The organism is Edwardsiella anguillarum ET080813 (assembly GCF_000264765.2).
Lineage (GTDB): Bacteria > Pseudomonadota > Gammaproteobacteria > Enterobacterales > Enterobacteriaceae > Edwardsiella > Edwardsiella anguillarum.
The window spans coordinates 815,423-828,252 of sequence record NZ_CP006664.1 but is presented as its reverse complement, the minus strand read 5'-3'; the positions used below and the strand labels follow the sequence as shown (position 1 = coordinate 828,252).

General features: G+C 52.7%; 20 protein-coding genes and 3 pseudogenes. 13 read left to right on the top strand and 10 right to left on the bottom strand.

Annotation, left to right across the window (positions count from 1 at the left end; genetic code table 11):
* Positions 1-17 precede the first annotated feature (17 nt).
* The 10 genes and pseudogenes from ETEE_RS03905 to ETEE_RS19765 form a co-directional block, all read right to left on the bottom strand.
* Entirely contained in the window at positions 18-818 is an 801-nt protein-coding gene (locus ETEE_RS03905; protein WP_034165589.1) for a ParB/RepB/Spo0J family partition protein, read from the bottom strand.
* A complete protein-coding gene (locus ETEE_RS03900) occupies positions 811-1,095 on the bottom strand; it encodes a DUF4752 family protein (RefSeq protein ID WP_034165590.1) in 285 nt (94 codons plus the stop codon). Before ETEE_RS03900 ends, ETEE_RS03905 begins: the two co-directional genes overlap by 8 nt.
* Complete coding sequence (locus ETEE_RS03895; RefSeq protein ID WP_034165591.1) at positions 1,095-1,700, bottom strand: 3'-5' exonuclease; 606 nt, start codon at positions 1,698-1,700, stop codon at positions 1,095-1,097. The genes ETEE_RS03900 and ETEE_RS03895 overlap by 1 nt, the downstream gene beginning before the upstream one ends.
* Positions 1,693-1,995 (bottom strand): DUF4406 domain-containing protein, encoded by a 303-nt coding sequence (locus ETEE_RS03890; RefSeq protein WP_034165592.1) that lies wholly within the window; start codon positions 1,993-1,995, stop codon positions 1,693-1,695. The genes ETEE_RS03895 and ETEE_RS03890 overlap by 8 nt, the downstream gene beginning before the upstream one ends.
* Positions 1,992-2,381: a hypothetical protein gene (locus ETEE_RS03885; protein ID WP_051905075.1), complete on the bottom strand. Its 390-nt coding sequence runs from the start codon at positions 2,379-2,381 to the stop codon at positions 1,992-1,994. Before ETEE_RS03885 ends, ETEE_RS03890 begins: the two co-directional genes overlap by 4 nt.
* Positions 2,382-2,384: 3 nt before the next feature.
* Positions 2,385-2,573, bottom strand: coding sequence for a hypothetical protein (locus ETEE_RS03880; protein WP_034165593.1), 189 nt, complete (start codon positions 2,571-2,573; stop codon positions 2,385-2,387).
* A 142-nt stretch (positions 2,574-2,715) separates the two neighbouring features.
* A pseudogene (locus ETEE_RS22305) lies at positions 2,716-2,967 on the bottom strand (ead/Ea22-like family protein); the annotation flags it as partial.
* Positions 2,964-3,902 carry a recombination-associated protein RdgC gene (gene rdgC, locus ETEE_RS03870; protein WP_038631244.1) on the bottom strand — a complete coding sequence of 313 codons (939 nt, stop codon included), beginning with the start codon at positions 3,900-3,902 and terminating at the stop codon, positions 2,964-2,966. The gene rdgC and the pseudogene ETEE_RS22305, both read right to left, overlap by 4 nt.
* A 728-nt stretch (positions 3,903-4,630) precedes the next feature.
* Positions 4,631-5,098 (bottom strand): hypothetical protein, encoded by a 468-nt coding sequence (locus ETEE_RS20970; RefSeq protein WP_034166050.1) that lies wholly within the window; start codon positions 5,096-5,098, stop codon positions 4,631-4,633.
* 129 nt (positions 5,099-5,227) lie between these two features.
* Positions 5,228-5,896 carry a LexA family protein gene (locus tag ETEE_RS19765; RefSeq protein ID WP_034166048.1) on the bottom strand — a complete coding sequence of 223 codons (669 nt, stop codon included), beginning with the start codon at positions 5,894-5,896 and terminating at the stop codon, positions 5,228-5,230.
* A gap of 87 nt (positions 5,897-5,983) precedes the next feature.
* Between ETEE_RS19765 and ETEE_RS03855 the strand changes: the two genes are divergently transcribed.
* The 13 genes and pseudogenes from ETEE_RS03855 (at position 5,984) to ETEE_RS03810 (ending at position 12,754) form a co-directional block, all read left to right on the top strand.
* Complete coding sequence (locus tag ETEE_RS03855) at positions 5,984-6,187, top strand: helix-turn-helix domain-containing protein (protein WP_034166047.1); 204 nt, start codon at positions 5,984-5,986, stop codon at positions 6,185-6,187.
* Positions 6,188-6,243: 56 nt separating this feature from the next.
* Positions 6,244-6,774 (top strand): YmfL family putative regulatory protein, encoded by a 531-nt coding sequence (locus ETEE_RS03850; protein WP_034166046.1) that lies wholly within the window; start codon positions 6,244-6,246, stop codon positions 6,772-6,774.
* 155 nt (positions 6,775-6,929) lie between these two features.
* A complete protein-coding gene (locus tag ETEE_RS19760) occupies positions 6,930-7,145 on the top strand; it encodes a DUF4222 domain-containing protein (protein WP_337588730.1) in 216 nt (71 codons plus the stop codon).
* Positions 7,142-7,619 (top strand): annotated as a pseudogene (locus ETEE_RS22300) (helix-turn-helix domain-containing protein); the annotation flags it as partial. The gene ETEE_RS19760 and the pseudogene ETEE_RS22300, both read left to right, overlap by 4 nt.
* Before the next feature lie 56 nt (positions 7,620-7,675).
* Entirely contained in the window at positions 7,676-8,083 is a 408-nt protein-coding gene (locus ETEE_RS22295; RefSeq protein WP_420314969.1) for a conserved phage C-terminal domain-containing protein, read from the top strand.
* Positions 8,080-8,817 (top strand): replication protein P, encoded by a 738-nt coding sequence (locus tag ETEE_RS03840; protein WP_038631242.1) that lies wholly within the window; start codon positions 8,080-8,082, stop codon positions 8,815-8,817. The genes ETEE_RS22295 and ETEE_RS03840 overlap by 4 nt, the downstream gene beginning before the upstream one ends.
* A 17-nt stretch (positions 8,818-8,834) precedes the next feature.
* A complete protein-coding gene (locus ETEE_RS19755; protein ID WP_227625202.1) occupies positions 8,835-9,056 on the top strand; it encodes a GNAT family acetyltransferase in 222 nt (73 codons plus the stop codon).
* Positions 9,053-9,580, top strand: a complete 528-nt coding sequence (locus ETEE_RS03835; protein WP_034166140.1) for a phage N-6-adenine-methyltransferase — start codon at positions 9,053-9,055, stop codon at positions 9,578-9,580. Before ETEE_RS19755 ends, ETEE_RS03835 begins: the two co-directional genes overlap by 4 nt.
* Positions 9,577-9,972, top strand: coding sequence for a RusA family crossover junction endodeoxyribonuclease (locus ETEE_RS03830; protein ID WP_038631239.1), 396 nt, complete (start codon positions 9,577-9,579; stop codon positions 9,970-9,972). Before ETEE_RS03835 ends, ETEE_RS03830 begins: the two co-directional genes overlap by 4 nt.
* A 155-nt stretch (positions 9,973-10,127) precedes the next feature.
* Entirely contained in the window at positions 10,128-10,943 is an 816-nt protein-coding gene (locus ETEE_RS03825; protein ID WP_034166126.1) for a KilA-N domain-containing protein, read from the top strand.
* Positions 10,940-11,143: pseudogene (locus ETEE_RS03820) on the top strand (LexA family protein); the annotation flags it as partial. The gene ETEE_RS03825 and the pseudogene ETEE_RS03820, both read left to right, overlap by 4 nt.
* Before the next feature lie 20 nt (positions 11,144-11,163).
* On the top strand, positions 11,164-12,201 hold the full coding sequence (locus ETEE_RS03815) for a DUF968 domain-containing protein (protein ID WP_227625198.1): 1,038 nt from the start codon (positions 11,164-11,166) through the stop codon (positions 12,199-12,201).
* 16 nt (positions 12,202-12,217) lie between these two features.
* Positions 12,218-12,754, top strand: a complete 537-nt coding sequence (locus ETEE_RS03810) for a DUF1133 family protein (RefSeq protein ID WP_034166109.1) — start codon at positions 12,218-12,220, stop codon at positions 12,752-12,754.
* The last annotated feature ends 76 nt before the right edge of the window (positions 12,755-12,830 follow it).

Here is a 12,830-nt window from a genome sequence, read left to right as displayed (position 1 = left end):
TGTCTATGCCTGCAGTTCTATTTCTGCATGTATTCGTTGATAATCTTCATCACTTCCTCACCGATCCCATCACGCAGGACCAGCGTGCGTCCGTCATCGTACATCTCGGCATCACTTAATAGCTCAACCAGCCGGCGGGCGCGCGTCGCGCTAAACTGGCCGCCGGTGACGCTGCGCGTGACTTTCTTCCTGCCCTGAGCCTTTGCCCGCTTCACATCCTCTTGCAGTACATCCCCAGCGCTTTCCCCGTGTTCTTTGACGCGATCGACGGCTACGTCCATGGCCACCTCGCCTGATTTCACCAGCTGCTGTACGTCATGATTCGATGTACTGAGGATCAGCAGTTTGTCTACGGTGGCGCGGCTTTTGTGGATCAGCTTGGCGATCTCATCCGGTGTCAGATTGAACGCGGCCAACTCCTTCACAACGAGGCTTTGTTCGAACTGCGTCAGCGGCAATTGGTTGTTGCTGGTCATGATGCGCGCCACGCGTTCTACATCGCTGCCAGTGAATGGGACGATGGCGATCCACTCCAATGGCTTTCCGTCATCTTGAACGCGGCGAAATGCGGCTGTACGGCGATGTCCTTCAACGACCCACACGCCACCATCATCACGAGGGCGGACCTCGATCGGCGGAACGGTGCCGCCGGTTAGGATGTACTGGAACAACTCATCATCAGCCAGCTGTGTGCGCTCATCGTCTACGCGCTTATTGAAGCCCTGCTGTACATGGATATTTTCCAACTTGATGAACATGCCGCTATCACGGCGCTTGATGGTTCCATTTTTCAACATTTGCTTGAATGAGTTAGCCATTGCTGGTCTCCTTTGTCCTGCTTACGAGAATCAGCATGTCACCTTTGGTTTTGACTGCGATGGAGTTCCCCGGCTGAATAGCCTCAAGGTTGAACGCCTTGCAAAATGAATCCAAAGCCAGTGACTTCTCGTCCTTGCGATTCAACCACCGCCAGCCTTTACGCAAGGCTATAGTGGAAATCCATTGCCCTGCTTTGCAGGCCATATAGAACCAGATGATTGCAACCTGAAGCAGGATCATCCAATCGATGGCGGAGTATTTAGCAAAGGTTTCCATTAGCATTCCTCCCGATATGCGATAGCCATCTGCTCTGCATCGTTCATTGCGTCATGAAGCGCATGGTGCTTAATCATATGGAAGCACGGCTGATGCCCCTCTAAATAGCCATTACGGCCACGCGTAGGGAGCTTGGTGTCGATGTATGTCCTTACGTCGCGCTTGCCGTTATATCGCCACGGGCACTCTAGGCCGCACATGCGGTAGGCGTTCTCTAGAATGGCACCATCGAAGTCTGGACCACGGAAGAACACTCTGGCTCCGGGGTGATAATCCAGCCAGCGAGAGAGACCGATCAGGGCTTCGCTGAGGGCTACGCGATCGCCGGTTAGGGCTTCGTGTGCATCCTCTGCTTGGTCTTTCCACCATTCCTGGGTCTTCTTGCTGACGGTTCTGCCTAACATCAGCTGATCTGTGGCGTCGAGCCGGGTATAAAAGGCCAGCACGGAGAAGTCTTGCAGATCGATATCGCGAGCGACTTTCAGTATGTCGGCCTGGGTAGCATCCAGATCACTGACATCGAGAGCAAAGGCGCCAATAGACAGCAGTAGGGCGCTTGGCTCGATGTCCATGGTTTCGGTATCGATAACGACGTCTTTAGTCATTGCTGGCCGCCTTTGTGGTCTGATGGATGATTTCCAGATTCAGTTTTTTAGCCAGGGCGAACTCCGCTTTCGCTCCTGCTGAGTTCTGCCAGCCTGGCAGCATGAAAATAGCGTCAGCACAGCGGAGCATCGCTAGACAAATATCCATGTACTCTGGCTGGCTCAAACCATCAGGAAGCGTTGCCGGGTTTAAGACTACGTGCCCCAAGGTCGACAAGCGCAGCGCCTCGAAATGAAAGGCAGGGCGGTTAAACTTTGGGATGCCGCTCATTGGCCCTGCAATGTAAATTTTCACTTCACTCCCCCTTTACTAGTGCTAGGGGAATTGAGCATGGCCGCGCGGCAGGCGTTCCAGCCAGCGATAAACCCAGGGTCAATAACATCAGCATCTGGATCAGCTATCATTTTCTCCGGCACCACTGGCGCTGGCGATGGATGAGAGGCCAATTGAGATCGGGCTTGCCATGCTAACCAGGCAGCGTTTTTCGCACCAACCCCTGCAATTGGAAGATTGTCTTCGTTATTCCACGCGTCGAACGATGCCCGCTCGTCTATCGCTGCTGGATCATCCTCCAGCGACGCCAGCGCGATGCGGGCAAGCGCCTCTACTGCTGACGGAGCAACGCCATAGCCGTGACCTTTGATAATGTCCTGCGCAAATTCTTTGGTAATAGTGGTCATGGGTTAGTCCTCCGCGCTTATTTCTACTGAAACTTTCATTTTCCCGGCAGAGACTTCAAAACCAGTTACGTCCGCATTGAGCATGTATTCAGCAATAATTAGTGACAGCAGTTTCAGTTTTGCATCGGTATTATCGCCATTAATTTCTTCGATGATCCCGATTACTAGTTCCATGTGATCGCCAATTTTCATCTCACTCCCCCTTACTGGCGCTAGCAGCGGATAAAGCACCTATAAGGCGCGTTACCTGTAGTTCAAGGCGTTGTCCTAGTCTGGTACGGGTGCAATGTTCGGCCCATTCGTTTGCGTTCAGCAGCGCTATGATGTTGCGCACATCATCCTCCATTCCAGCCATGCGCTTCTCTAGTGCCTCGTTTTCATCCAGCAGCGCTAGCATGGTGGCGGGGTTAGCTGCGGCGATGTAACGAGCATTGGCTTGATGCTCTGGGCCTGAGCAAGACGCTATATAGTAATTGGCGTTCAACCCGGCATCGGCAATAACGCCATGGTGGGCATCTGTGCACCATTCTCCGGCTGTCGCATTTTCCGCAACGCTACGCAGTGCCTGTTTGTCTACCTGGCTCATGCTGACGCCTCCGCGCTTTTCTCAGCGTCGTTTTTGTACTCAAGAACAGAAACCAGACCGAGGACGATATTGGACAGGAGGAATAGCTTTAGCCCCGCCTCATGGCGCCAGCGGTAGGGGAGATCGTCATCATCTTCATAGGCTGGATCTGACAGGAGGTTGATCTGCTTAAAGTGAAATTTATTAGTGAGTACGAACGTGATGTCGCCATTGAATACCAGGCGAAGTTTTTCGACGGTGAAGCCTGTGGATAATTTATCAAGGATCTCATCAGAGATTAAGAACAGCTCAGTCTCTGAGTATGTGATCACCTCTTTCTGCTCATCCTTGCGCCCGAGCTGCACCATATTGCCGACAGTGAACCCGTCAAATGGCTGTCTGTCATTTTGCAGATAGTTTTCCAGGCGAGTTGTCAGGCCGTGCTTAGGGTCACTGATGTTGATCGTCTCGGTTTTAACGGACCCGGTGACCTTTACCAATAGGTGCATGCACATGTTGGCCATATTCGCGCTTGGCGTATCTACAAACAGAAGGTGATTTTCCTCGTTGTAGTAGCAGGTAAGAAGCGTTGTTTTTATAAATGCTGTCTTGCACATTTCGGCTAAGACCGCTTGCTTGAGTTCGTTTTTCACCGGACGGCTAATTTTCTCACCCAGCAAATTCTTTGCCTGTAGCTCCGCAATGCGTTCACTGAGTTTGGCGACGACCGCCTTCGCAGGGATCACTTTTTCATCGTAGCGAATAGTGAAAGAAAACCCGCCAGTAATCGGGGTGATCATCTCGCCGGTAATGTCATTGGCCACGAAGCCATATCCATGGAACGCTGTTTCTATAACATCGGTGAACAGCTGCTCCTGCATGTGAGCCAGCAGGTTCTCAGTGTTAGGGAGCGTCGCCTTATAGGCGATGGCATTTTTGATTTGAGCAAGTTTCATCGTTATCTCCACACATTTTTTAGGTACGAGTGTCCCCGGCGCTGATTACGGATAATCAACACGATTGGCATATAAGGGATTCACACAGAGAAGAGCTCTAGCCGGATAGACTGAATAACTCACTTCATACTTAAGTTAAGGTTAGCCAGAACCCTTCTCTGTGTGTGCCACGTATCGTGTGGCCACGGTGATCGCCTGCGTTGGAAGTCACATCGATCACTGCTGGTGTTATAACGGCACCGCCAGCTGGCCGTGGGTTTCCCGTAGTACAGCAGGATGAGCACTCAGCCAACGCCCCACGAAGGCCAAATACTCATGCTGCTGTAAAAAGGGCTGCGACCCGAGAAGCGCCCTGGTGTTGATGCTGCCGGGGCCGCCAATTGATACAAGGCAATGGTAATTTATCCGGATATCCGCGCTCGGTTTCCCTACGGTGCCGCCGGTTCGGCGCTATCTCCACACATAAATTAGAGCCTGGTCGTTTTACCACCTCAGGCGGCGGTGGTATCCTTCAAAGTCCTATAACTGAGAAGGAAATCTAAATGACTAGATCAGATGTCATTCTTCGGTGCTTACAAAACTCCGGATGTAATCTAGACAGAGAGGATATTAAGGAGCGAATTAAGCTCGTTTTCTCTGAGTCATTCCCAACAAAAAACTTTTCTAGCTGGGATATCGAAATAAACGAAGACACCGGAAAGCAAATAATTAAAACCGTTGGTCGCGCCTCACAGATCAGAGTTGATTTGTTCATCCGCGATCTGTGGGATATCCACTGAGCCGATAAAACTAAACCCGTGCCCATTGATAGTGCGGCCACTTTTATTTGCTTCTCGTTCGAGGCTCTCACGATCACTCAGGAGGGCTTTGATGACTCCTTCCAGGAACAACAGATAGTCAGCCGCCACAGCACTATTAGTTTTTAACATTGCAAGCGGCGAGTTATTAATGCGAAGCTCAATAACTCTACCATGTGTAATATCTTTATCGACACCGTGCAAAAATTCACCATATGCTTTGGCATGCTCTTCCATGTCAATATTGCTTTTTAGATCAGCAATACACTCTGAATGCAACGCGGCAACATCATTACCAGAGAGTTCACCGTACTTAATGGAGCAGATCGCAATTCTGGCTTTTGCCTCAACCATCTCCCAAAACTTTATCGATGTTGCTGTGCCGACTAAGCGTGGCATAACGCCTCCTCATCTTCACATCGTTGTTACTATCCGTTCGTGTATCTTATGAGTACATTATGTACCGCATGGGTACATTGTCAATAAAAAAAAGACCCGCATTGCGGGCCTGGTTTAATTTTTGATTTTTTACACTGCGTATCTTCTTGGTTTTCCTGAAAATATTACAGTTCCAATGATGGAGCAATTGCCATTTATTGGAAGGTATGGCTCTGGCCAGTCCTTGTTTAAGGCTTTTAGATATCTTTTCCCACCATCTTCTATAAGCCTTTTAAACGTCGTTTCTCCGCTATCCAGCATGAGAGCGACTACATCGTCCCCATGTTCAGGCGGGACTTCTGGATCTACAAAAATCATCTCTCCAGGGCGGTACTCTTCGATCATTGAGTCGCCGATGACCCTCAGGATGTATGTCATTGGCCCACAAGGTACTGGGCAAGGGTAATGGTCTACGCTACTCAAATCGACCTCAGAAAACCCCATCTCTTTCCATGCGCCTGCTTGCACCCAAGAGATGACAGGTACTAAGTGTATGTTTAACTCTGTATCTGAAACTTCTTTTATTTTACATGACGTTGACGATACATGCTCTTGATCTAACCAGCCTGCTGGTAAAGAAAAGCACTTCTCTATATGACGAGCCAAATCATCCCCAATGTTTTTAGAGGGATTCTTTCCAATGATGCGGCTTATCTGCGTAGGTTCTCTATCGATGATCCCCGCGAAAAATTTATTCCCGCCGGAACTATCTCTGAGACTACGGGCGTTTTCTCGCCTGATTTCATCGTTAGTTTTCATGGTTCCTATTAGACATCCTGTACCAAATAGGTACAAGTGTCTTGCAGGTTCATCGTAAAGGTGCATAATGTATCCAGGAGGTACACTATGTCTGATTATTGGAACACTCTTACTACTGACCAAAAAGCCGATCTTGCTAAGCAGGTTGGCAGCAGCGCTGGCTATCTGCGCCTTGTCTTTAAGGGGCACAAGAAAGCCGGATTCTCTCTTGCTCAACGTCTAGAGGACGTTACTCGCGGGAAGGTATCCAAAAGCGAGCTTCGCCCTGACATCTACCCGAACAGAACATGATGATTTCAGTTTAGTTGCAATCGATAAAACAACGCACCTACCAAAGGACAAAAGAGATGGTGGACATTAAGACAACGATCAAAGAAATGTGCAAGGCGTATCCAGGAGGCCAGAAGGCGATGGCCATACAGCTGGGTATGACCTATGACGCGTTCCGCAATCACCTGGATCAGAAGTGCGCTAGCCGCTTCTTCACGCTCATCGAGCTTGAGCAGATGGAAGATTTATCCGGGACGTCACTGCTGGCCGAGTACCACGCTGCCCGCCGGGGAAAGTTGCTGGTTGATATCCCCGTATTGGAGCAGATCGACAACGTGGAGCTTTACGAGCATTCCATGCGGGAAATGGTAGCCGATGGCGAGTTGGCCAAAGCAAAGGTAGAGGGTGTCGCTGATGGGGTGATCTGTAGTGATGAGAAGCAGGAGTTGACGACGTTGTTCTGGAAGAAGATGCGCCATCACGCGTATGGCTTCTTCGCGTTCATGGCTCTGAATGGTGCTGCGATTGCTGATGACTCAGCGGTATGGGTGGCGCACCGGGAATGCCGTCCCAGTGCGCCTGCGCATAAAACTCTGTGTGGAGATTAAACGCATGAACATTTTAAGCCAAAACAGACCATCAACGCAATTTCGGTGCCGGATCGTCGGTGGCCGCCTGAGCTATGAGCAAATCGTAGCGGCGTCTAATCGGTCAGGCAACAACCAACCTCGCCGGGGTTTGGTAGTCGGTCGTGCAGCGGTTGATGCGGCATGGGGCGAGTTTTACGGGAACGGGAGGGCGCATGGCTAAGTTTCCGAGGGTTGGCCATCTGTACATAGATCGCTATGGCAATGGCGTGCGTGTAGTTTCGACATGCACAGAAAGACAACTGGTCACCTATCAGTTAGAACCCGACTATGGCTGGACGATTAACGCGGCCCTGATCGTATTTAACGCCAGTTTTCGGAGGTTAGCGTGAGCATTGATGCGATGCGGTGGGCCAAGCCCATCAAGACGGGACGCTCATCATCCAAGGCGGTTCTAACCTGGCTGGCTGACATGTGCGGTGCGGATCTTTGTGCGTACCCGTCTATTGCTGCCTTGGCTGATGCCACCGAGTTGAACGTAAAGACAGTGCAGTCAAGCCTGAAGCACCTGGTTGAGTTGGGGCTGATTGAGGATACCGGAGAACGCCGTGGCGCCACCCGGCAAGTTATCGTCTATCGCCTGGTGGGAGTGTCCGAGAGCTATGAGGATTCGAAACACACCCAAAAACGGGAATCTTTAAAGACACCCAAAAACGGTACTGTTAAAAAAGCAAAGACACCCAAAAACGGGAACATTACCGAAAACGGGTGTGTTTCAGATGTAAAGACACCCGAAAACGGTAGCGTTACACAGGGAAAGACACCCAATTTTGGAGGGAAAGACCCCCAAAAACGGGATCCGGAATCTATCAGGAACCTAAAAGATAAAAGATCTACCCCCCTAGCCCCCCAGGGGGAGGGGATGGCCGAACAGGTATCAATCCTGATTGACCACCTGAACCAAAACATCGCCACCCTGGCCGACAAGCTGGGCAAGCCAAAGCCGCTTGGATTCCGCAAAGGGACGATTGCGTCCAAGCAGATTGCGGCTCGCTTGCGTGAGGGTTTCACCGTTGATGATTGCCGGTTAGTCATGGACTACCTGTCCGAGATGTGGGGCGCAGATCCTGAAATGCGAGAGCATCTCTGCCCAACCACGATTTTTAGAGCATCGAGATTCGATGAGCGCGTTGTGAAGGCGACTAACTGGGCCAATGCTGGCCGACCGTCGCGTTGCGGTAACTCCTGGAATCGCGGGAGTGCATCGCCGTTCGGCGCGTCTACTGGACCACACTGGAATAGCCCGGAAGGTTGGGAGAGTACGCTATGAAAGATTTAGCCACGGTAATCAAAAATCGCGATGGTGGCGCGCTGGCGACTATGGCCAGTGGTGATGTTAGCCAACGCCGAGTAGTAAACTCCGACGCCCAGCAGCTGGTTGATGTGCTGTTTGACAACCTGGTTCAGATCTTCCCGGCGGCCAGGCATACGGTGATGGCTGACCCATCCGCCGAAGCGGCGACTAAACGCCAGTGGATCTTGGCATTTGCCGAGAACGGGATCACGACAGTCGAGCAGGTCCGCGCCGGTATGCGTATTGCGCGCCAGCAGGAGACGGACTTCTGGCCGAGCTGCGGAAAGTTTATCGCCTGGTGCCGTGATGGGATGGTTTCAGCGGTTGGGTTGCCGGCGGCGGCGGATATTTTTGATGAGTTCAAGCGGTATGCCGCAGAACGCGGTCGCTATCAGTCCCCGGAGACATACCCCTGGCCGCATCCGGTTATGTACTGGATCGTGTTGGATGTGCGTCGCCTGATGCAGCAGTACAACTACACCGACGTTGAGGTGATGAAGTCCATCAAATCTAAGCTCGCCGTCTGGGCGCGTGATATCGCGAAAGGTAAGACCATCCCGAATCCAGTCGCCCGCATTGCCGATAATCGCCGGCCAAAAACAGCCGCAGAGCTAGCCGGGAACTCGGAGCATTACAAATCAATCGGGCTGGCTGCGTTGGCTAGCATTCGCCAGCAGGTACTTGGTAATACAGGTAAGGGGGCAGCGTGAGCATGAAAAATTCAGTTATGGCCACAGCACATTGCGAGCGTGCGGAGGCGTTGGCATCGCGTGGGTTTTACCGTAGGGCGATCACTGAGCTGACCGCGGCGGCCATGTGCGCCAGTGCGTCACAGATCGGTGGTGTTGTGGAGCGCCGTAACGAGCTATCGCGCCGTGTGCGTTGCTCCCAGCGTGTCAGCGGTGATTCGCGTATGGACTATGACAATTGCGTAGGGAGCGTGCTGTGAGCGTTAAATCCAATACCCCGGCAGAGGCCAAGGACTGCTGGCAGACCCCGCTATGGTTATTCGATGCGTTAGATCTCGAGTTCGGCTTCTGGCTGGATGCAGCGGCGTCAGAGAGCAACGCCCTGTGTGTTAAATATCTGACCGAGGTAGACAACGCCCTGGGATGTGAGTGGGAGAGCGCGGGAGCTATCTGGTGTAATCCGCCGTACAGCAAGATCGGGCCTTGGGTCGCTAAAGCGGCAGAGCAGAGCGATCGGCAGATCCAGACGATAGTGATGCTTGTCCCGGAGGATATGAGTGTGGGTTGGTTCAGTGATGCGCTGAAAACGGTCGATGAGGTGAGGGTTATCACCGGTGGCCGTGTCAACTTTGTCCACGCTGTGACCGGGGCAGAGCAGAAGGGGAATAGCAAGGGATCAATGATCCTGATTTGGCGCCCGTTCACCACGCCCCAGCATCGTATTACTACGGTCTCAAAATCCACGCTGGAGGCTATAGGCCGTCCAGTAAGGAGTGCGGCGTGAGGCTGTACCTTCCGTTTCCACCTAGCGTTAACACTTACTGGCGTGCCCCCTCGCGGGGGCCGCTTGCTGGCCGCCACTTAGTTAGCGCCAAAGGGCGAGCATTCCACACCGAATGCCGAGCCCGCGTTCTGGAGCAGCTGCGCCGCTATCCGGTGCCGATGGCCGGTGATCTGTCTGTGCATGTTGTCCTGTACCCGCCGACCCGCGCCCGCCGTGATCTGGATAATTTTTTCAAAGCACCGTTGGACTCCATGACGAAGATCGGCATCTGGCATGACGATAGTCAGGTCAAGCGGTTGACGGCCGAGTTCGGCGAAGTGGTAAAGGGCGGCTGTGTAGAGATCACGGTACAGCAAATCTTATCGTTACCTAAGAAGCTTACGAGCAAATAGTATGCCAATTATGCCAATCATGATTTTTCATTTTATTTGTAATGCCTTATATAACAAAAAGATTTTCATGCGGGCTGTTTTAATATCCAGTAGAATAGACAGACCGCATAGCCATGCCGGGGTATGTGGGGACAATCAACTGTGTGGAGGTAGTGATGAGTCAATTGATCTCGATTGATGGTATCTGCGTTCGTCAGGATGTTGGTGGACGTTTCTGCTTAAACGACTTGCACCGGGCAGCCGGTGGCGAAAAGCGTCACCAGCCCACAAACTGGCTGGCTCTGGCGCAGACCAAAGAGCTTATCGGAGAAATAATCGCCACTCCTGAGATTACAGGAGTGCTGGATAATCAACCTACTAGCGTAATAAATGGCGGTGACAACCGTGGTACATATGCGTGCAAGGAGCTTGTCTACGCGTATGCCATGTGGATCAGCGCAGCGTTTAATCTAAAAGTTATTCGCACATTTGACGCGATACAGTCTGCTGCCAGGGATAACTGCGCTGCCGATAAGGTGCAGGCGGGTATCATGATCTTGGAGTCTGCAGCCAAGACCCTCAATCTCTCCAATTCCTCTAAACTGGCCGGTTACCAGAAACTGCAGCAGTTCGTTGGCATTCCTGAGTTGATGCCGGCCTATGCCATCGATGCCCCATCAGATGCCGCCGATGGGTCAAGCAGGCCGACAAGCTCACTCACTGCCATTTTGAAGCGTCACAACATTCCCATATCGACACCGGCCGCATACCGGCGCCTGGTGCAGTTAGGCATCGTTCAGCACTGTGAGCGCCCTAGCTGCTCAGCTAAGGCCAAGAATGGCGTTAAGGCGTTCTGGGCAGTAACAGCGCGGGGCTGCCAGTACGGGAAGAACATCACGAGCCCGAACAACCCGCGCGAGACGCAACCACACTTCTTTGACTCCAGGGCGGGCGACCTGCTCAAGCTGATGATGATGGAGGCGCAGGCGTGATGGTGCTGACTAAGAAGCAGGAAGGTGTGTTGAGCTTTATCAGTGATTTTATCGCTGCTAACGGTTTCCCTCCAACGCGTGCGGAGATTGCCAGGGGGATTGGCTTCCGCTCACCTAACGCCGCAGAGGATCACCTCAAGGCGCTGAGCCGCAGTGGCGCCATTGAGCTGATCCGCGGTACTGCTCGTGGTATTCGGATTCGGGAGACAGCGTAATGCGCATGCTGTTTACCGCGTACCCGCAGCGGAGTGCTGGCGTTGTCCTGCTGAAAACCGGAAAACTGACGCGCCGTTTCACCGATGGCCAGCGCGTGATGCTGGCCGATGTACCCGCGGCATTTCATGACAGCCCCGCCGGCGAACTGGTGTCTGAGCAGCTAATCGCGGCGGATCCGGTGTGGCGTCCCTTCTTTGCACATGAGCGCGTGCAGAAAGCTGCGGGCCTGTACATGAACTTTTCGGAATATTTGGAAAATTTCCACTACTGCCAGTGGAAAGGTGTGCGCGATGGATACCACGACATACAGCTGACCAATACCGATGGCGAGCATGGTGGAGCCAGGCTGTGTTGGACCTGCGACAACGCCATGCGCGGTACTGATGGCAAGTTGTTTATAGAGCTGTGCGAGAAAAACCGTGCTGAGTGGGTGATCGAGTCTGCCCGCCGTGGGCTCAAGATGCCGGAAGGGCATCAGTTGACTGAGCCAGAGCTGTGTTGGTGGGCCTTGGAGTTCGGTGTCACTGACCTGATCCCCGGAGGCATTGCGCGCCGGATCACTGGCGTAGAGCCGGAGGAGATCACTGGCGTGATGAGCGAGTCAACCATCATCCCGGATCGGCCAACGGCTCAGGGGGTTCTGGCTGCCAAGGTGAAGGCGGCGGAAGCCTCCATCCCCCAGGAGAAAATGAAGCCGGTGATCAAGCTGGCGGCGGATGAAGCACCGGCGGCAGGCTTTATGCTGCGCCCCAAGCTGCAGCGCTGGGAGTGCCCGACATATTTGCGCTGGGTGAAGATTCAGCAGTGCAGTGGGTGCGGTAGTTCTGCTGACGATCCGCATCACATCATCAATTCAGGTCTAGGGTTGGGTGGTGTCGGAACCAAGACCCATGACCTGTATGTGATCCCGCTATGCCGGCGGTGTCACGACGAGCTGCACCGGGACGTCAGTACCTGGGAGCGGCAGCACGGCAGCCAGATAGAGCTGCTAGTGCAATTCCTCAATAGGGCGCTGGGTATCGGCGCAATTTTTACAGCTTAATGTGTGGAGATAGCTGATGTTTTATCCTGATTGTGTGGCTACGGCCAATGGTAGTGATTTGAAACTGCGGACTCTGGATCGGGTGTGGCTGCAGGGGCGCCTGCGTATGTGGGGTCGCTGGGCGCTGGTAAGACGTAACCAAGGGGCTGCTGGTATTCTGTCAAAGCTGATTTGTGACCCTACGATCTCAAAAGCAGCATTGCTGAGGGCCAAGCGGCAGCTGGTGCGTTCAGGAATAACGAGTGAAGAATTGCAGGCCATTTTCGACTGCATCAAAGGCGATCGCGCTGCCAGTAGCCTTTTATTCCTGAGCGATGATGAGGGGGTGGTGATTGATGGAGTGATTGCAAGGGTGTTAGGTACGGGCCAGTTGAGGGTAATCAAGGATCATTATTGCCATCGGAAGAGCTGCTATCAGATTGCTGTAGAGCGGCATGAGAAAGACCCTAGCGCGTGCCTGAGAACGCATCAGAACCGGGTGAATGCGTGGTTAGCGGCTGCTGAGTTTGCGCTGTTTAAGCCGCTGCGGGATGCGTTAAAAAAAGACAGTTGACATTCTTACCGAAAAAGTTAGTATTTTGATATACGCTTAGCGAAGCTGCGCCGGCTCGGCAGACAGCAAAAGCGAA